The organism is Xanthomonas bonasiae (assembly GCF_014836395.1).
Classification (GTDB): Bacteria; Pseudomonadota; Gammaproteobacteria; order Xanthomonadales; family Xanthomonadaceae; genus Xanthomonas_A; species Xanthomonas_A bonasiae.
The window spans coordinates 71,585-89,990 of sequence record NZ_JACSQX010000002.1; the positions used below are offsets into that span (position 1 = coordinate 71,585).

Below are 18,406 nucleotides of genomic sequence, written 5' to 3' on the forward strand. Positions count from 1 at the left end.
GTCGCTTTTACGAATCTCCAATCCCGAATCCCGAATCACCGCACTCCAGCCACCCGCTGCGCCAGCTTCTTCGCCGAGATCCCGGGCTTGGCGCCCAGTTCCTGCGCGAACAGCGACACCCGCAATTCCTCCAGGTCCCAGCGCAATGCCTGCCACTGTGGGTCGGCGCTGCGCCCGGCCGCGGCGGCATCGGCCAGCGCATCGACGAAGGGTTTCAACTCCAGCATCCGCGCCTGATCGCGCGCCGGATCGCGCTTGGCGCGTTCGGCGCGCAGGATCATCGCGCGCAGGTAGCGCGGAAACTGCGCCAGCGCCGTCGCCGGCGTTTCGCGCAGGAAGCCCGGATGCACCAGCGCCGCCAGCTGCGCGCGCAGGTCGTCGAGGTTGCCGCTGGCCCAGCCCATCAGCGGCGATTCCAGCTGCGGCTTCAGTTCCGCCGCCGCGCCCATGATCGCCTCGGCCAGCTTCAGCCGCTCCATCGCCTCGCCGAACAGTTGCTTGCCGGCGGCATCGCGGCGCTGGGCGAAGCCGCCCGGGTCGCGGATCGCGTCCAGGCCATCTTCGAGCAGTGCATTCAACGCCGCATCGACCAGATCGCCGCGCAAGCGCTCCTGCGACTCGATCGCCGCATACAGCAGCCCGGTCTTCGGCGACACCGGCAGCTGCTTGCGCGCCTGCTTGACCTTGTCGGCCAGCGCGATCTCCAGCAGCCGGCGCACGCCGCGCGGATGCGCCGCCTCGGCCTGCGCGCGGTCGGCGAAGATGCGCAGCGCCGCCGCGTCGCCTTCGTCCACCAGCGCCGGATACGCCGGCACCCCCGCTTCGCCCGGCACCTGCAGCGGGATCGGCGCGGACGGGAACTCGCGCAGCCCGTCGGCCGCCATCTCGCGCCCGGCACGGGCGGCGAACGCCTGCCCTGCGCGGTCGCCGAAGCGGGCGCGCAACGCGTCCAGGTCGCGCGATTCGGCCAGCACCTTGCCGGCGTCGTCGCGCAGCCGCAGGTTCATGCGCAGATGCGGGTCCAATGCGCTTTCGTCGAAATCCAGCGCGCTCAGCGCCGCGCCGGTGGCGCGCTGCAGGAAGCGCGCCAGCTCGCCGCGCATGTCGTCGGCGCCGGGCTGCGGGAACGCCTCGTAGAACGCGCGGGCGAAGTCCGGCGCCGGCACGTAGTTGCGGCGCATCGCCTTGGGCAGGCTGCGGATCAGCGCCGCGGCCTTGTCGGCGACGAAACCCGGCGCCAGCCACGACAGCCGCGCCGCATCCAGCGCATTGAGCAGGTGCAGCGGCACCTCCAGGGTCACGCCGTCGTCGGCCGCGCCGGGTTCGAATTTGTAATGCAGCGCCAGCCGCGCGTCGCCCAGCGCGAAATACTTCGGATAGCGGTCGGCCTCGCTGCCTTCGCCCGGCAGCAGGTCGGTCAGCGACCAGTGCAGCGCGCGCCGCTGCTCCGGCGGCAGCGTCTTCCACCACGCGTCCAGGCCGGCGGCCGAGTGGATCTCGCCGGGAATCCGGTCCAGGTACCAGCGCGCCTGCCAGTCCTCGTCGGCGACGATGCCGGCGCGGCGCAGCTTGGCTTCTTCCTCGTGCGCCTGCGCCAGCACTTTCTGGTTGTCGGCGACGAAGCTGGCGCGGGTGTTGATCTCGCCCGGCACCAGGCCCTGGCGCACGAACAGTTCGTGCGCGCCGGGCGGGTCGATGCGGCCGTAGTGCACCGGCTTCTTCGGCGCCAGCACCAGCCCGAACAGGCTGATCTGCTCGGAGGCCAGCACCTGCCCCTGCGCGCGCGACCAATGCGGGTCGAAATGCTTGCGCGCCAGCAGGTGCGGCAGCTCGGCGATGACCCAGTCCGGCTCGACCGCGGCGTTGGTCATGCCCCACACCTTCTGCGTGTCCAGCAACGTGGCCGGCAGCACCCACGGCGGCGGCTTGCGCGCAAGCGCCGAGCCGGGGAACAGCAGGAAGCGGCGCTGCCGCGGCGCCAGGAAATCGCCCTTCTCGGTGCGATGGCCGACCTGCGTCGGCAGGCCGGCAAGCAGCGCGCGGTGCAACGCCTGGTAGGCGGCGGCGCGTTCGCGCTCGCTGGCACGTGGTGCGTCGTCGGTGGCGTTGGCGGGCGGCGCGGGCTTGGGAGCGACCGGCGCGATGGCCGCCGGCTCGCTGCGCCCTTCGCGCGCCAGCCGCGCAGCGCGATGCAGCTGCCCGCGCGTGGCGCGCGCGCTGGTCTCGGCATCGCGGGCCGGCGGCGGCGACGCCGCACCGGCCAGCAGCGGCTGCAGCGAGGCCGCCGCCGGCTCTTCGCTCCAGCCCAGTTCCTCGCACAGCAGGTGCAGCTGGCGGTGCAGTTCGCGCCACTCGCGCATGCGCAGGAAACCGAGGAAGTGGCGCCCGCACCAGTCGCGCAGCCTGGACTGGGTCAGCTCCTCGTGCGCCTGCCGGTAGCCGTCCCACAGGCGCAGGATGCCGACGAATTCCGAACGCGCATCGGCGAAGGTGGCATGCGCGTTGTCGGCCGCCTCGCGCGCTTCCGGCGGGCGCTCGCGCGGGTCCTGGATGCCCAGGAACGCGGCGATCACCAGCATCGGCCGCAGGCAGCCGTGCTGCTGCGCGGCCACCAGCATCCGCGCCAGCTTCACATCGACCGGCAGCCGCGCCATCTTGCGGCCGATCTCGGTCAGCTTGCGCAGGCCATGGCGGTCGGGCTCGCCGACCGCGCCCAGTTCCACCAGCTGCTGCCAGCCGTCGGCGACCGCGCGCTCGTCCGGCGGCTCCAGGAACGGGAAATCCTCGATCCGCCCCAGCCCCAGCTGCAGCATGCGCAGGATCACCCCGGCCAGGCTGGAGCGGCGGATCTCCGGATCGGTGAATTCCGGCCGCGCCTGGAAATCGGCCTCGGCGTACAGCCGGTAGCAGATGCCTTCGGCCACGCGTCCGCAGCGGCCCTTGCGCTGGTTGGCGCTGGCCTGCGAGATCGGTTCGATGTGCAGCCGGTCCAGCTTCTGCCGCGGGCTGTAGCGCTTGACCCGCGCGTAGCCGGGATCGACCACGTAGCGGATCCGCGGCACCGTCAGCGAGGTCTCGGCGACGTTGGTGGCCAGCACCAGGCGCCGCCGCGGGCCGGGATTGAACACCCGGTCCTGGTCGCTGTTGGACAGCCGCGCGTACAGCGGCAGCACCTCGGTCTCGTGGTACTTGCGCCGCTCCAGCGCCTGGTGCGCGTCGCGAATCTCGCGCTCGCCGGGCAGGAACAGCAGCACGTCGCCGCGCGGGTCGAGCCGGGTGATCTCGTCCACCGCGGCCACGATCGCATCGTTGACCGTGAGGCCGGGATTGGGGAGTCGGGAGTCGGGAGTCGCAACGGCCGTTCGCGGCGAACGTTGGCCCTCTCGCGCTTCCGCCAATCCCAAATCCCCACTCTCCAATCCCGGCTCCTCCAGCGGCCGGTAGCGCACTTCCACCGGGAACGTGCGGCCCTCGACGCTGATCACCGGCGCGCCGTCGAAATGCTCGGCGAAACGCGCGGTGTCGATCGTCGCCGAGGTCACGATCACCTTCAGCTCCGGGCGCTTGCGCAGCAGCTGCTTGAGATAGCCGAGCAGGAAATCGATGTTGAGGCTGCGCTCGTGCGCCTCGTCGACGATGATCGTGTCGTAGCTGGACAGCCAGCGGTCGCTGGCGATCTCGGCCAGCAGGATGCCGTCGGTCATGAACTTGATCCGGGTCTCCTCGCCGACCCGGTCGTTGAAGCGCACCTGGAAGCCCACCGCCCCGCCCACCGGCGTGCGCAGTTCCTCGGCCACGCGCGCGGCCACCGCGCGCGCGGCGATGCGCCGCGGCTGGGTGCAGCCGATCATGCCGGCGGCGCCCCGGCCGGCGGCCAGGCACAGCTTCGGCAGCTGCGTGGTCTTGCCCGAGCCGGTCTCGCCGGCGATGACCACCACCTGGTGCGCGCGGATCAGCGCCACGATGCGCTCGGCCTCGCGCGCGATCGGCAGCTGCTCGTCCAGGGTGATCGCCGGCTGCGCCGCCGCGCGCGCCTGGCAGCGCGCCTGCGACTGCCCCAGCGCCTGCTCGAACGCTGCCTCCAATGCGGGATTGCCGGGCGCGGCCTGCCAGCGCGACCATAGGCCGAACAGGCGGCCGCGGTCGCGGGTCAGCGCCCCGTCGATCGCGTCGCGGCGCTCGCGCAGGCGGGCGGCCAAGTGTTTTTCGATAGTGCTCATCAATCAGATGCCGTTGAACTTTGAATAACAGCGCATGCTTTAGTCTGTCTATTGTGACGCCATATCGTTCCCAACCCCTCAAGAGGATTTCCTGATGGCCAAGAGCAAGACCCCCGGCAAGACCAAGAGCCCCGCCAAGCAGGCAGCGTCCACCACGCCGCTGGCGTCGCTGGCGCCGTCCGCGCCCAACATCGATATCGGGATCAGCGGCGGCGACCGCAAGAAGATCGCCGATGGCCTGTCGCACTTCATGGCCGACGCGTTCACCCTGTACCTGAAGACCCACAACTTCCACTGGAACGTGACCGGGTCGATGTTCAACTCGCTGCACCTGATGTTCGAGACCCAGTACACCGAGCAGTGGGCGGCATTGGACGACGTCGCCGAGCGTATCCGCGCGCTGGGCTTCAACGCGCCGGGCTCGTACAAGGAATTCGCCGCGCTGACCTCGATCCCGGAAGAGCCGGGCCTGAGCGACAGCGCCGACTGGCGCGAGATGGTGCGCCAGCTGGTGGTCGGCAACGAGGCCCTGTGCCGCACCGCACGCAAGGCGCTCAAGACCGCCGACGATGCCGGCGACGACCCGTCGGTGGACATGCTGACCCAGCGCCTGCAGACCCACGAGAAGTACGCGTGGATGCTGCGGTCGCTGCTGCAGTAAGGGGACGACCACGCCTGCGCAGCAGGCATGGCCTCCCAGAGTTTGCGCCGCAAACTCTGGGCCCCAGCTGCGTGGCTTCCAATCCCCGCGCCTTCGGCGCGCCGCCTTACCAAGGGGGCTTGCACGCTGGTGGCTCCGCGCAAGCGGCTTCTGGGTCGCACGCGTCCTGCATACTGGTGGGCGAGGCGGCGGCTCCGCCTACATGGACGTTCGATGACCGCCCCGTCTCCGTATCCCTCGCTGCGTCGCCCGCTGCTGGCCATCGTGCTGGGATGCGTCGTCGGTATCGCGGCTGGCTTGGCCGCTGGCTTTTATGCGGGGTCGCAACTCGACGACTCAGGCGTGCCCACCGAGAGTAGAAATGAACTGGTCGCGTTGCTGCTCGCGGTGCTGAACGCGGTGCTGACTGCGATCAGCTACAGCATCAGTTTTCTCGTCCCCGCGCTGAACTGGTTCGCCGGGGTATGGGCCGCGTGCGTCGCCCTGGCCCTGGCAGTGGACTGCTGCCAGCCGCAGCAGCGCAGCGTGCCGAAGATGACCGCACTGGCGCTGCTGGTGCTGCTGAGCGGCCTGGGCCTGGTGGCAGTGGCGGTGTGGGCGCGCGGCTACGACGCCGACCATCCCGCGCAAGTGCTGGCGACGATCGCGCCGGCGCTGGCCTGTTCGGCGGCGCTGCTGGTCGCGCTGCCGGTGCTGGTGATCGGCCACTTCGTCGGCAGGCGCCGCGCGCGTCGGGCAATGCCTACGCACGCGGCCGCTGGCGCCTGACACCGCGGTGCGTGGTGGCGGCGCACTGCCGCGCTTGACCTACGCGGTATCCTAGGCGCATGCAATCTTCCGCCCATTCCGTGCTCAGCCGCGTGTTCGGCTACGACCAGTTCCGCGGTCCGCAGCAGGACATCGTCGAACACGTCGCCGCCGGCCAGGACGCGCTGGTGCTGATGCCCACCGGCGGCGGCAAGTCGCTGTGCTACCAGATCCCCTCGCTGCTGCGCGACGGCACCGGCATCGTCATCTCGCCGCTGATCGCGCTGATGCAGGACCAGGTCGAGGCGCTGCGCCAGCTCGGCGTGCGCGCCGAATACCTCAATTCCACGCTGGATGGCGAAACCGCGCAGCGGGTCGAGCGCGAGCTGCTGGCCGGCGAGCTGGACCTGCTGTACGTCGCCCCCGAACGCCTGCTGACCCCGCGCTTCCTGTCCCTGCTCGAACGCAGCCGCATCGCCCTGTTCGCAATCGACGAGGCGCACTGCGTGTCGCAATGGGGCCACGATTTCCGCCCCGAGTACCGGCAGCTCACCGTGCTGCACGAGCGCTGGCCGCAGATCCCGCGCATCGCCCTGACCGCCACCGCCGATCCGCCGACCCAGCGCGAGATCGCCGAACGCCTGGACCTGACCCAGGCGCGCCACTTCGTCAGCTCCTTCGACCGCCCCAACATCCGCTACACCGTGGTGCAGAAGGACAACAGCAAGCGCCAGTTGCTGGATTTCCTGCGCGCGCACCGCGGCAGCGCCGGCATCGTCTATTGCCTGTCGCGGCGCAAGGTCGAGGAGACCGCCGAGTTCCTGGCCAAGGAAGGGCTCAACGCCCTGCCCTACCACGCCGGCCTGCCGGCCGAGGTGCGTGCCGCCAACCAGCGCCGCTTCTTGCGCGAGGACGGCATCGTGATGTGCGCCACCATCGCCTTCGGCATGGGCATCGACAAGCCGGACGTGCGCTTCGTCGCGCATACCGACCTGCCCAAGTCGCTGGAAGGCTACTACCAGGAAACCGGCCGCGCCGGGCGCGACGGCGAAGCCGCCGAGGCCTGGCTGTGCTACGGCCTGGGCGACGTGGTGCTGCTCAAGCAGATGATCGAAAAGGGCGAAGCCGGCGAAGACCGCAAGCGGGTGGAGCGGCGCAAGCTCGACCAGTTGCTGGGCTATTGCGAATCGATGCAATGCCGGCGCCAGGTGCTGCTGGCCGGCTTCGGCGAGACCTATCCGCAGCCCTGCGGCAACTGCGACAACTGCCTGACCCCGGCCGCGGCCTGGGACGCCACCGTGGCCGTACAGAAGGCGCTGAGCTGCGTCTACCGCAGCGGCCAGCGCTTCGGCGTCGGCCACCTGATCGACATCCTGCGCGGCAGCGACGGCGAGAAGATCAAGCAGTTCGGCCACGACCAGCTCAGCACCTACGGCATCGGCAAGGACCTGGACGCGCGCGCCTGGCGCGGGGTGTTCCGGCAACTGGTCGCCACCGGGTTGCTGGAAGTGGACAGCGACGCCTACGGCGGGCTGCGCCTGACCGACGCCAGCCGCCAGGTGCTCAAGGGCGAACGCCAGATCATGATGCGCCGCGAGGCGCCGAGCCGCGGCCGCGAACGCGGCGACCGCAGCGGCAGCCCGCGCACCGGCGTGCCGGTGCAGCCGCAGGACCTGAGCCTGTTCAACGCGCTGCGCGACCTGCGCGCCGGCCTGGCCAAGGAGCAGAACGTGCCGGCGTTCGTGATCTTCCACGACAGCACCCTGCGCAATATCGCCGAACAGCGCCCGACCAGCCTGGACGAACTGGCCCATGTCGGCGGCATCGGCGGCACCAAACTGGCCCGCTACGGCCAGCAGCTGATCGATATCGTGCTGCAGCAGGGCTAGCGGAACCGGCCCGGCGACGGCCGTTTGCCGCCACGTCGCGGCCCGTGCCCGGCACCGGCAAGAAAATCCCCGGCTGCCGACAGGCCGGGTTCAACGTGGTATTGATAGCGTCGCCTCATGGTGGCGCGCAGCTGCGGTTGCAGCCACCCAGCCCTTCTTTCCTTGGCGTACGTCCGATGAAACGATCCTTCCTGCTAGCCTGCGCCCTGCTCGCCGGCCCGGCCATGGCGCAGACCTCCGCCGACGGCGGCAACAGCGACAGCGAAGCGGCCAAGCGCGCGCTGGACCTGAGCGTGCCGCAGCAGCCGATCACCTACGGCACCGACCCGGTGTACAAGGCCGACCCGCCAGGCGCCTATTACGGCGACACCAGCGGTACCTCGGCCTCGGCACAGAAGGCCGCGGCCACCCAGGCCGTGGCCGAGGCCGAACAGGCGCGCGCCGACCGCTGCAAGGGCGACGTGCACGGCAGCGTCTCTACCGGTTTCGGCTATTCCTCGCGCGGCGGCAACAGCAACTATCAGGCCGCCAACCTCAACCTGTGCAAGACCTACTACAACGACGACGGCAAGCCGCGCGAAGTCGGCATCAGCATCAGCGTCGGCCAGAGCGAAGGCCACGGCGGCTATTACGGCCGCGGCGGCTACGGCTATCCCTACGGCGGCTGGTAGGTAGCCCCCAGACGGCCGGCGCAGCGGCGGCCTGCCCGCGCCGGCATCGGGCAGGCGCCCGCCATGCATCGATTCCCGCGCGCGGCCGGAGCGCGATCCGACGCCTGGTGCGGCACTGCTCGGCAACGTCTCCGCCGCCGGCGAACGCGCCGGCCCGGGCAAGTGGTCCAAACCAGACAGCCGCGGATGGCTGCACAGCCAGCGTCATCCGTCGCGTCCATCTCGCAGCCCACCACTACGCGGACGCCACGCCGCAACGCCGCGCCCGCGAACGCGCTCAGGCTTGCGTCACGCAGCGGCCGCGGCTCAGAAATCCAGGCTGTAACCCACCGTCAGCGTGCGGCCACGCCCGGCGAAATAGCGGTCCGGTTCGACCAGCGCGCTCTGCGAGTAGTAGGTGATGTACTGGCGATCGAGCAGATTGGCGACGGCCAGGCGCAGTTCGCCCTGGCGCAACCGGTAGTTCAGCGCCGCATCGACCAGCGCATAGCCGCTGAACCGCTTTTGCGGATCGTCGAAGCTGCGGCCGAACGCGTACTGCGCCTGCACGAAGCTGGACAGCCGCGGCGTCCATTGCGACGACCAGCTGCCGACGACGCGGTTGGGCGCGATGTTCAATCCGTCCAGGTGCGCATCCAGCGTGCCGTTGCCGTCGCTGTCGTAGCGCCCGCGCGTATACGCATAGGCCAGGCCGAGGCGCTGCCGCTCGTTGAGCCGATACTTGGCGCTGGCATCCACGCCCTCGATGCGGGTCTTCTCCCGCGCCATCTGGAACGCACCGTCCACCGCGATCACCCGGGTGCCGTAGTCCGAGCGCGACTGGAACACGCCGACATCGACATCCCACGCCGCGCCGCGCAGGCGCGTGCCCAGTTCGACATTGCGGGTCAGCACCGGCTGCAGCGCGCTCAGGCTGGCGACGCTGGTGCCGGGCGTGCTGATCGAGCGCAGCACGCGGCCCACGTCGGGCATGCCGAAGCCTTCGGAATAGCTGGCGAAGACGTTGAAGCGCTCGCTCGGCGCCAGCACCGCGCCGACGTTGTACAGCGTCTCGGCGAAGGACAGGGTGCCGCCCTGCACCTGCACCCGGTTGTAGCGGGCCAGGGTCTGGTAACTGTCGATGCGCAGCTTCGCGTCCTCGTGGCGCACGCCGCCATGCACGGTCAGCTGCGGCAGCAGCCGGTATTCGCCCTGCAGGAACGCGGCCAGGTCGCGGTATTCCGACTCGGGCACATAGGTGCGGCCGGTGCCGTACAGGTCCTGCTTGCCGCTGTCCCACAGGGTGTCGAAGCCGCCGGTGAGCTTGAGCCGGCCATCGAGCAGGTCGTCCTTGCCGAGGCTGGTCTTGGAACCCCACTTGGACGCGACCGAGCGCGACTGGTCGTACAGCGTGCCGTTGGGCGCGATGCGCGGATCCTGGAAGGTGGCCGAGTTGTCGGCGCCGAACAGGCCTTCGAACTCCTGGTTGAACACCATCGCCTTCAGTTCCATGCCCGCCAGGTCGTGATGAACATAGGACAGGCCGGTGGTCCACACGTCGTTCCATGGCGGCGTGCCTTCGGGCCGGCCGCGCACCGAGGTGGTCGGGATGCCGAGTTCGCGATCGCCGGCCACGCCGAGGTACTCGGCCTTGGACTTGATCCGGTAGCGGTTGGAACTGAACTGCAGCTCCTGCCGGTCGTCGATCCAGTAGCCCAGCTTGGCGTGCACGTCGTAGGCGCGCGTGGCCATCAGATCGCCCTGGGTCACGTCGGTGCCGATCGCGCGCCCGTCGCCGTCCAGGTACAGGCCCTGGTCCTCGTAGCCGACCGCGAACAGGTAGTCGAGCTTGTCGCGGCGCCCGTCGATGCGGTAGCTGGTCCTGTAGCTCGTGGTCTCGGCATCGACGTCGGTGGTCGGCACGGTCGCCTGCACCTCGACATGCTGGTTGAGCGCGCCCGGCTGCGGGCGGCGCGTGACCAGGTTGATGGTGCCGCCGGTGGCGCCCAGGCCGTTCATCGCGTTGGCGCCCTGGATCACCTCGATGCGCTCGACCATCGCGTAGTCGATCGTGTGCGCTTCGCGCCCGGTCGGGCGCAGCGGATTGGACTGCGGGATGCCGTCGACCAGGATCAGCGGCGTGCGTCCGCGCAAGGTCTCGCCGCTGCCGTTCATTTTGCCGCGGCTCGGCGTATACGACGGCAGCAGGCTGGACAGCAGGTCCGACGAATTGCTGCTGATGCTGAGCTGCTGGGCGATCTCCTGCTGGTCGATCACCACCACGGTCTGGGGCGCCGTGTCCGCGGGTTGGTCGGTACGCGATGCGCTGACGACCACGGCGTCCAGCGTTTGCGTGGAGGGCGACTGCGCCCGGGCAACAGTGATGGCAGCCGCCAGCGGAAGCATGGCGACGGACAGGGAACACAGCAGACGCATCAACGGATCCTTGTGACAAGGACGGTACCAATCGCAGATGTGCCGGCGCCGCCCGATAACGAGAATGATTATTATACGCACATGTGCGCACCCGGCCATTTTTTGGCCGCAGTGCGCGTCCGCCACCGCTTCGCGTCGCCCCCGAGTAGCGAGATCCGCGTCGTGTTCGAGCGAAGTACCGCTGCGCGCGCAGCACGGCCGACGCCCCGCGAAACACAGTGCAAGGCCAGCAGATCGCCTGGCTGCAGGCCGAGCCCGCCGCGGAAAGCCGCGTCAGCGGGCAGCGGTGTACATGCCCGGGAAATAGCGCTCCATCAGCGAGTGCGGATACCGCGGCGCGGTGAATCCGTAGCGCGCATACAGCGCATGCGCATCGCTGTTGGCGAGGCTGAAACGGCGCAGGCCCTGCAGCTCGGGATGGGCCAGGATCGCCTCCATCAATGCCTTGCCGTAGCCCTTGCCGCGGTCCTTGGGCAACCCGAAGACGTCGCCCAGGCAAGCGAAGGTGGCGTAGTCGGAGACCACCCTGGCGAACGCGACCTGGCGGCGGCCGACGAAACCGCCAAAGCCCAGGGAATGCGCGATCGCCTTTTCCAGCAGCGCCAGCGGGACGTCCTTGGCCCAGCCGGTGTGCTGCGACAGATAGCCATGGATCTCGCGCGTCTGCAGTTCGCCTTGTCGGTGCTGATTCGCAGCCCGCACATCGTGCCGACTCCTGAAAGACGGCCGTCCGCGGGCACGCCGAGGCGCCGCAATCGCCCCATTGTCGCCATTCGGCGCGTGCGATGGGGGGTTTCCCTTGCGCAGGCACCTGCCCGACCGCGGCAATCAGCCGAGCGGTCGCAGCAGCAGCAATAGACACAGTGCCAGCATGAACACCGCGATGCAGGCGTCCAGCATCCGCCATGCGCCGGGCTTGCGGAACACCGGCTGCAGCAATCGTGCGCCATAGCCCAGGCTGCAGAACCAGGCCACGCTCGCCACGCAGGCGCCGCACGCGAACGCCCAGCACAGCGCTCCCGGATAGCGGGTGGACAGGCTGCCGAGCAGGACCATCGTGTCGAGATACACGTGCGGGTTGAGAAACGTGAAGCCCAGGCAGGCCAGCAGCACGCGGCGCCGGCTCGCCGGCGTCTCGCCGTGCGCCTTCAATGCGCCGGCACCGCGCCAGGCGCGTTGCGCCGCCATCAGGCCGTAGACGCCGAGGAAGGCCGCGCCGGCGTAGCGCAGCACCTGCAGCAGTGCGGGCCATTGCTGCACCAGCGCGCCGATGCCGGCGACCCCGAGCACGATCAAGGCGATATCCCCGGCTGCGCAGACCGCCACCACCAGGCCCACCTGCTGCCGCTGCAAACCCTGGCGCAGCACGAACGCGTTCTGCGCGCCGATCGCGACGATCAAGCCGGCGCCGGCGATGAAGCCAGCAAGCGATGCTTCGAGCACCATGAGGAGAGGATCGCCAGAACCGAGGGAGACGCATGCTGGCCCGAAGGTCGTGATTAGCCAAGCTAAATATTCTGTACGCTATGAAGAAATGCTAATCAGGCGGCCGCATGGACCTGCTTCATCCGCAACTGTCGGCCTTCGCCGCCGTGCTCGACGAAGGCAGCTTCGAAGCGGCGGCACGGCGGCTGTCGCTGACGCCGTCGGCGATCTCGCAACGGATCAAGGCGCTCGAGGACCGCCTCGGGCAGGTGCTGGTCGTGCGCCAGGCACCCTACCGGCCGACGCCTGCAGGCGAAGCGCTGCTGCGCCGGGTGCGGCCGATGCAGGCGCTGGAGGCCGAGGCGATGGCCGATTTCCTGCCGAACGCGGCCGACGCCGGCCCCGCGCGCAGCATCGCGATCGCGGTCAACGACGACTCACTGCAGACCTGGTTCCTCGCCGCGCTGGCGTCGCTGCACCATGCGCACGGCTTCCTGTTCGACGTGCACGTGGACGACCAGGACCACACGCTGGAGCTGCTGCGCAACGGCACCGTGCTCGGCGCGGTCACGTCCGCGAGCAAGCCGCTGCAGGGCTGCAACGTGCATGCCCTGGGCAGCATGCGCTACCACGCGATCGCCTCGCCGGCATTCGTCGCGCGCCACTTCGCCGCAGGACTCACAGCGGCCGCGCTGGCACAGGCGCCGATGATGGTGTTCAACCGCAAGGACGCGCTGCAGGCGCGCTTCGTGCGGCGCATCACCCGCACCCGCCTGAGCCCGCCTATCCACTACCTGCCGACCTCGACCGGCTTCGTCGAAGCCGCCGCGCGCGGTCTCGGATGGTGCCTCGCCCCCGAGCAGATGCTCGCGTCCGGACTGCACGAGAAACAGATCGTCGTCATCGACCCGCAACGCTGGCTCGACGTCCCGCTCTATTGGCAGCACGCGGCGGTGCGTTCGAGCGTGCTGCAGCAGATCAGTCAGGCGCTGCGCACGGCGGCGTCGAGCATGCAGCGCGGACGGAAAGGCGCTTGAGCCGCATGCGCCCGATCGAGATGCGCCCGACGCGGCACGGCAGGCGCCGGTTCACTGCGGCAGGCGCCATGCGCTCCCACTTGGTCGACCGCCCACGTCACCAAGCTTCATAGCGCCTGCAAGTGCCGCGCGCGGGACAGGTGGCTGGCGCCCATGCAGGGAGTGAAGGTCGGCAGCTCCCTTCCGATCCGTCGCGGGGCAAGCGTCCCTTTCCGGCCCGGACGATTCTCATCAGGTGAGACCTGCCAGTGGAAGGATGCATGGCCCGCCGCTTGCGCGGCCGCGAACCCCCGTCCTTGTTTTTCATATGGAGAAACGTATGCCGGCAATCATCATCGGGACGCAGATGGAGAGGGGCCTCACCAAATGGCGGCACGGTTTCTCCGTCCCCGAAGAGGGGCCAGCCGACAGGCTGTTGGTGATCGAGTTCCATGGAGACCCATGGGAGATACCGGGATTCAAGGGCGATGTCCTGGACGTCGCCGAGTTGCGCGCGGCCTGCCCGCTCGCAGCGCAGGACTGGATCCCTTTGCAGGGCAACCTGAAATGCAAGGCTCAACTCGGTGTGCCAGCGCGGATCTCCATTCCGCTCAGCCAAGCGGCGAACCCGCGTTGAGATCGGGCCGCCCCAGGCCCACGAGCCCACGGTCGGGCCGACTTCGACGCACGCAGCATGGGCACCAACCAGCACCGGCAGACCGTACAGGGCCGCGCCAATGGTGTTGGATGGCTGCACATCAGTGGACTGAATGGTGGGCCGTGATGGATTCGAACCATCGACCAAAAGATTAAAAGTCTTCTGCTCTACCGACTGAGCTAACGGCCCAAAACAATGCCCCGGCGTTGCGCCGGGGTGCGTATTCTACCCCACCCCCGCGTCAACGCGAAATCAGGCGTAGCGGGTCGGGTCGGCCACGCCCGCATCGGCGAAGCCGGCGGCGCGCAGGCGGCACGCGTCGCAGTGACCGCAGGCGCGGCCGTCGGCATCGGCGCGGTAGCAGGACACGGTGAGGCCGAAATCCACGCCCAGGCGCTCGCCCTCGCGCACGATGTCGGCCTTGCTCATGCGCTGCAGCGGCGCGTGCACGCGCAGCCCGGCGCCTTCCACGCCGGCCTTGGTCGCCAGGTTGGCCAGGGTCTGGAACGCGTCGATGAACTCGGGGCGGCAGTCGGGGTAGCCGGAATAGTCCACCGCGTTGACCCCGCAGAAGATGTCCGCCGCGCCCAGTACTTCGGCCCAGCCCAGCGCCACCGACAGCATGATGGTGTTGCGCGCCGGCACGTAGGTCACCGGGATGCCCTCGCCGCCCGCGTCCGGCACCTCGATGTCGTCGGTCAGCGCGGAGCCGCCGATGCTGCGCAGGTCGACATTGACCGTCTTGTGCGCCACCGCACCGAGCGCGGCCGCCACGCGCGTGGCCGCATCCAGTTCGGAGGTATGCCGCTGCCCGTAGCTGACGCTCAGCGCATGCACGGCATAGCCCTGCTCGCGGGCGATGGCGACGACGACGGCGGAATCCATGCCACCTGAGAGTAGGACGACGGCGTTTTTCATTGAAGGGCCAAGATTGGGGATTGGAGATTGGGGATTCGCAAAAGCTACAGCACGCGATCGGACATCGGAGGGAGTTCTACGAATCCCCAATCTCCAATCCCCAATCCCGGCTTCTCAACGCCCCGGCTCGTCGTTCCACAGCAGCTTGTGCAACTGCATCTGGAAGCGCACCGGCAGGCGGTCGGCGACGATCCAGTCGGCCAGGTCGCGCGGCGCCAGTTCGCTCTTGCTCGGCGAGAACCAGACGGTGCAGCGCTCGTGCAGGCGGTGTTCGGCGACGATCGCGCGCGCCCAGTCGTAGTCGGCGCGGCCGCACAGCACGAACTTGATCTGGTCGCGCGCACTCAGCAGCGGCAGGTTTTCCCAGCGGTTGCGCGCCGCTTCCTGCGATGCGGGAGTCTTGATATCGAGCACCCGCGACACGCGCGGGTCCACTTCGGCGATGTCCAGCGCGCCGGAGGTTTCCAGCGATACGTCGTAGCCGGCGTCGCACAGTTGCTCGAGCAGGCGCAGGCAGCGCTTCTGCGCCAGCGGCTCGCCGCCGGTCACGCAGACATGGCGCACGCCGTGGCGCGCCACTTCGGCCAGGATCGCGTCGATGTCCCACCATTGCCCACCATGAAAGGCGTAGGCCGTGTCGCAGTAGCTGCAGCGCAGCGGGCAGCCGGTCAGGCGCACGAACACGGTCGGCCAGCCGGCGCTCTCGGCCTCGCCCTGCAGCGACAGGAAGATCTCCGTCAGCTTCAGGCGCGGCAGCGGGCTTTGTACGATATCGCTGGGAACGGCGGCCATGGCGGGAAAGTATGCTCCCGCGACGATGGCGGCAGCGTTCGGGGGCTCAGCGCAGCTGCTGGCCGATGCGGATCGACTGCAGGCGGTCCTGCGCGGTGCGCGCGGCATCCGATCCCGGATACTGGCTGATCACCTGCTGCAGGGTCTGCTCGGCGTCCTGGGTGCGGCCTTCGCCGTACTGGGATAGGCCCAGCTTGAGCAGGGCGCCGGAGGCCTTGTCGTGGGTCGGGTAGCGGCCGATCAGGTCGCGGAACTGCGCCTCGGCCAGCGGGAAATTCTTGGTGGCGTAATAGCTCTCGCCCAGCCAATACAAGGCATTGGGGGCGTAGACGCCGTTCGGGTACAGCTCGAGAAAGCTCTGGAACAGATTCGCCGAGTCGGCGTACTTGCCGGCCTTCAGCGCATCGAAGGCAACGTTGTAGCTGGTGCGCTCGTCGCCGCTGGCGGCGAGCGTGCCAGCGTCGCCATGCACCGACGGCGGCCGTTCGGAAACGGCGGCAGCCGGCTTGGCAGCGGGTGCGGAAGCGGCGGGTGCGGCAGCCCCGGCCGGCGGCAACGGCGGCGTCGCGCCACCCTCGATCCGGTTCAGGCGGCCGTCCAGGTCCAGGTACTGGTCCTTGGCGCGCTGCTTGAGTTGTTCGTTGTCGTGCTGCAATTGCTCGATCGTGGACTCCAGCGACTGCACCTGCGTCCGCAGCTGGTTGAGCTGGTTCAGCATGTCGGTGTTGCCCTGGGTGTTCATTGCCTGCTGCTCGAGCGCGGACACGCGATCGGCGAGGCTTGCACGCTGCGCATGAGCCGGCGCGGCGACCACCAGGGCCGCCGCGACGATCATCGATGTAAGGACACCGATACGCATCTATTACTGCGCCGTGTAGACGATCTCGACGCGACGGTTCTGCGACCAGCAGGACTCGTTCGACTCGGTGCAGACCGGACGCTCTTCGCCGTAGCTGACCACGGTCAGCTGCGCAGCCGAACCGCCGGCAGCCTGCAGCGCCGAAGACACGGCGTTGCCACGACGCTCGCCCAGGCCCATGTTGTACTCGCGCGAACCGCGCTCATCGGCATTGCCCTGCAGGGTGATGCGCGAGGACGGACGGTCACGCAGGTACTTGGCATGGCAGGCCATGATCGCCTGGAACTCCGGCTTCAGCGAGTCCTGGTCCAGATCGAAGTAGACCACGCGCTGGCGCAGGCAGGCATCGGTATCCAGATCGCCCGGGCCGTACAGGCCGGAGGTCGACGGGCCGGTCGGGGTGGTGGAACCGGTGGTGCCGGTGGTGTCGGTCTGGGGAACTTCCTTGACCTTCTTGGAGCAGCCGGCCAGAGCTGCAACGGACAACAGCGAAACAAGCAGAACGCGGGTGGTCTTGTTCATGGGGATACCTATATGGCTCCTGAGCCGAAAGGGGGTTCAACGCAGCGAAATATTAACATCAAACTTACGTGTCAACGCGCAGTCCGATACGGCGACCACGACGGCTCGCGCACGTCGCCATCGGCCAGGACCAGGCGCTGGCGCACGCGGGCATCGGCCGAGACCGCGTAAAGCACCCCTCGCCCGCCTTCGCGGGCGGCGTACAGGACCATGCTGGCGTTCGGAGCGAAGCTCGGCGACTCGTCCAGCGACCCCGTAGACAATGTGCTCCAGCGCGGCGAACCCAGGCTGCGGTCCATCATCGCGATCTTGTAGGTGTTGCCGCTGCCCTGGGCGACGGCGATCTTGTTGCCGTCGAAGGACACGCTGGCGGTGGCGTTGTAGTTGCCCTGGAAGGTGACCCGGTTGGCGCTGCCGCCGGTCGCCGCCACCTGGTAGATCTGCGGACGGCCGCCGCGATCGGAGGTGAAGTAGATGCTGCTGCCGTCCGGCGCCCAGGTCGGCTCGGTGTCGATGCCGAAGTGGTTGGTCAGCTGGGTCAGCTGCTTGCTGCCCAGGTCCATCACGTAGATCTCCGGGTTGCCGCTGCGCGACAGCGCCAGGGCCAGCTTCTTGCCGTCCGGCGAGAACGAGGGCGCGCCGTTGATGCCGCGGAAGCTGGACACCAGCTGGCGGGCGCCGGTGGCGATGTCCTGGATGTAGATCGAGGAGTTGCCGCGCTCGAAGCTCACGTAGGCCAGCTTCTTGCCGTCCGGGCTCCAATTCGGCGACAGCAGCGGTTCGGCCGAGCGCACGATGGTCTGCGGGTTGTAGCCGTCGGAGTCGGCGACCATCAGCGCATAGCGCATGGCGCCGCCCTTGCCGCTGGCGGTGACGTAGGCGATGCGGGTCCAGAAGGCGCCGCGCACGCCGGTGATCTTCTCGTAGATCGCATCGGCCATCTGGTGCGCCACGTCGCGCATCGCGCTGGCGCGCGCGGTCATCGCCAGGCCGAGCATGCGCTCGCCCTTGGCCACGTCGAACAGTTCGTACTCGACCCGGTAGGTACCCTCGCCGGCATCCATCACCCGGCCGGCGACCAGGTAATCCTGCTTCAGCGCGCGCCAGGTGGCGTACTGCACTTCGCTGCCGCGGGTCGGGCGCTCGACGATCTGCGCCTCGGGCAGATTGCGGAACTGGCCGGAACGGTCCAGGTCGGCACGGACCACCGCGGACACGTCGGTGGACGGTGCGGCCGCCGAACCCTGGTAGGGCATCGGCACGACGGTGATCGGGGTCGCCGACGCGTTGCCGCCGACGATGTCGATTTCCAGGCCCTTGTCCTGCGCGGACGCGGCCAGGGGGAGCAACAGGGCAGTCAGGACGGCAAGCCAGCGCGGCAGTTTCTTCATGGGTCGCTCAGCGGTACTCGGGAAGGCGCAAGAGATAGCAATGCGCGGGTGAACGTATTCGCAATCATGAACCACCGACATGTGAAGCCGATGGCAGGAAGCGCGGATTATCGCCTATCGCACCGCCGCCGGGGAGTTCCCGGGGCCTCGCCAGGCCCGGAAGCGGGCTTTTTGGACCCTGGGGCTGGGGCATGGAGCCTGGCATCCCCAATCCCGAATCCC

The 18,406-nt window shown here is 69.0% G+C and carries 14 protein-coding genes, 1 tRNA gene and 1 pseudogene; 6 read left to right on the forward strand and 10 right to left on the reverse strand.

All coding sequences use genetic code 11. The features are described from left to right. Positions 1–35: 35 nt before the first annotated feature. Positions 36–4,220 carry an ATP-dependent RNA helicase HrpA gene (gene hrpA, locus H9658_RS03150; RefSeq protein ID WP_191824325.1) on the reverse strand — a complete coding sequence of 1,395 codons (4,185 nt, stop codon included), beginning with the start codon at positions 4,218–4,220 and terminating at the stop codon, positions 36–38. A gap of 94 nt (positions 4,221–4,314) precedes the next feature. On the opposite strand from hrpA, the gene H9658_RS03155 reads away from it, so the two are divergent. The 4 genes from H9658_RS03155 (at position 4,315) to H9658_RS03170 (ending at position 8,188) form a co-directional block, all read left to right on the forward strand. After that, the gene (locus H9658_RS03155; protein ID WP_225209712.1) at positions 4,315–4,881 is read left to right on the forward strand and encodes a Dps family protein; all 567 of its coding nucleotides are present in this window, start codon (positions 4,315–4,317) and stop codon (positions 4,879–4,881) included. 213 nt (positions 4,882–5,094) lie between these two features. After that, the gene (locus H9658_RS03160; RefSeq protein ID WP_191824326.1) at positions 5,095–5,649 is read left to right on the forward strand and encodes a hypothetical protein; all 555 of its coding nucleotides are present in this window, start codon (positions 5,095–5,097) and stop codon (positions 5,647–5,649) included. 59 nt (positions 5,650–5,708) lie between these two features. After that, positions 5,709–7,517 (forward strand): DNA helicase RecQ, encoded by a 1,809-nt coding sequence (gene recQ, locus H9658_RS03165; protein ID WP_179566514.1) that lies wholly within the window; start codon positions 5,709–5,711, stop codon positions 7,515–7,517. Between the two features lie 176 nt (positions 7,518–7,693). After that, complete coding sequence (locus H9658_RS03170) at positions 7,694–8,188, forward strand: hypothetical protein (RefSeq protein WP_191824327.1); 495 nt, start codon at positions 7,694–7,696, stop codon at positions 8,186–8,188. Positions 8,189–8,494: 306 nt separating this feature from the next. Here the strand turns inward: H9658_RS03170 and H9658_RS03175 are convergent, their stop codons facing one another. From H9658_RS03175 to H9658_RS03185, 3 genes and pseudogenes are all read right to left on the reverse strand, one after another. After that, a complete protein-coding gene (locus tag H9658_RS03175) occupies positions 8,495–10,603 on the reverse strand; it encodes a TonB-dependent receptor (protein ID WP_191824328.1) in 2,109 nt (702 codons plus the stop codon). 273 nt (positions 10,604–10,876) lie between these two features. Then, positions 10,877–11,307 (reverse strand): annotated as a pseudogene (locus tag H9658_RS03180) (GNAT family N-acetyltransferase). Between the two features lie 124 nt (positions 11,308–11,431). After that, on the reverse strand, positions 11,432–12,049 hold the full coding sequence (locus H9658_RS03185; protein WP_191824330.1) for a LysE/ArgO family amino acid transporter: 618 nt from the start codon (positions 12,047–12,049) through the stop codon (positions 11,432–11,434). Positions 12,050–12,156: 107 nt separating this feature from the next. Between H9658_RS03185 and H9658_RS03190 the strand changes: the two genes are divergently transcribed. Together H9658_RS03190 and H9658_RS03195 are read left to right on the forward strand one after the other, a co-directional pair. Beyond that, a complete protein-coding gene (locus H9658_RS03190; RefSeq protein WP_191824331.1) occupies positions 12,157–13,065 on the forward strand; it encodes a LysR family transcriptional regulator ArgP in 909 nt (302 codons plus the stop codon). 319 nt (positions 13,066–13,384) lie between these two features. Further along, complete coding sequence (locus H9658_RS03195) at positions 13,385–13,681, forward strand: hypothetical protein (protein WP_179566524.1); 297 nt, start codon at positions 13,385–13,387, stop codon at positions 13,679–13,681. 134 nt (positions 13,682–13,815) lie between these two features. Here H9658_RS03195 and H9658_RS03200 read toward each other — a convergent pair. From H9658_RS03200 to tolB, 6 genes are all read right to left on the reverse strand, one after another. Beyond that, positions 13,816–13,891, reverse strand: a tRNA-Lys gene (locus H9658_RS03200). Positions 13,892–13,954: 63 nt separating this feature from the next. Beyond that, on the reverse strand, positions 13,955–14,620 hold the full coding sequence (gene queC, locus H9658_RS03205; RefSeq protein WP_191824332.1) for a 7-cyano-7-deazaguanine synthase QueC: 666 nt from the start codon (positions 14,618–14,620) through the stop codon (positions 13,955–13,957). 114 nt (positions 14,621–14,734) lie between these two features. Then, on the reverse strand, positions 14,735–15,412 hold the full coding sequence (queE, locus tag H9658_RS03210) for a 7-carboxy-7-deazaguanine synthase QueE (protein ID WP_179566528.1): 678 nt from the start codon (positions 15,410–15,412) through the stop codon (positions 14,735–14,737). Between the two features lie 46 nt (positions 15,413–15,458). Further along, complete coding sequence (gene ybgF / locus H9658_RS03215; RefSeq protein WP_191824333.1) at positions 15,459–16,271, reverse strand: tol-pal system protein YbgF; 813 nt, start codon at positions 16,269–16,271, stop codon at positions 15,459–15,461. Between the two features lie 3 nt (positions 16,272–16,274). Next, on the reverse strand, positions 16,275–16,793 hold the full coding sequence (gene pal, locus H9658_RS03220; protein WP_191824334.1) for a peptidoglycan-associated lipoprotein Pal: 519 nt from the start codon (positions 16,791–16,793) through the stop codon (positions 16,275–16,277). A gap of 71 nt (positions 16,794–16,864) precedes the next feature. Further along, positions 16,865–18,184 (reverse strand): Tol-Pal system beta propeller repeat protein TolB, encoded by a 1,320-nt coding sequence (gene tolB / locus H9658_RS03225; protein WP_179566533.1) that lies wholly within the window; start codon positions 18,182–18,184, stop codon positions 16,865–16,867. Positions 18,185–18,406 lie beyond the last annotated feature (222 nt).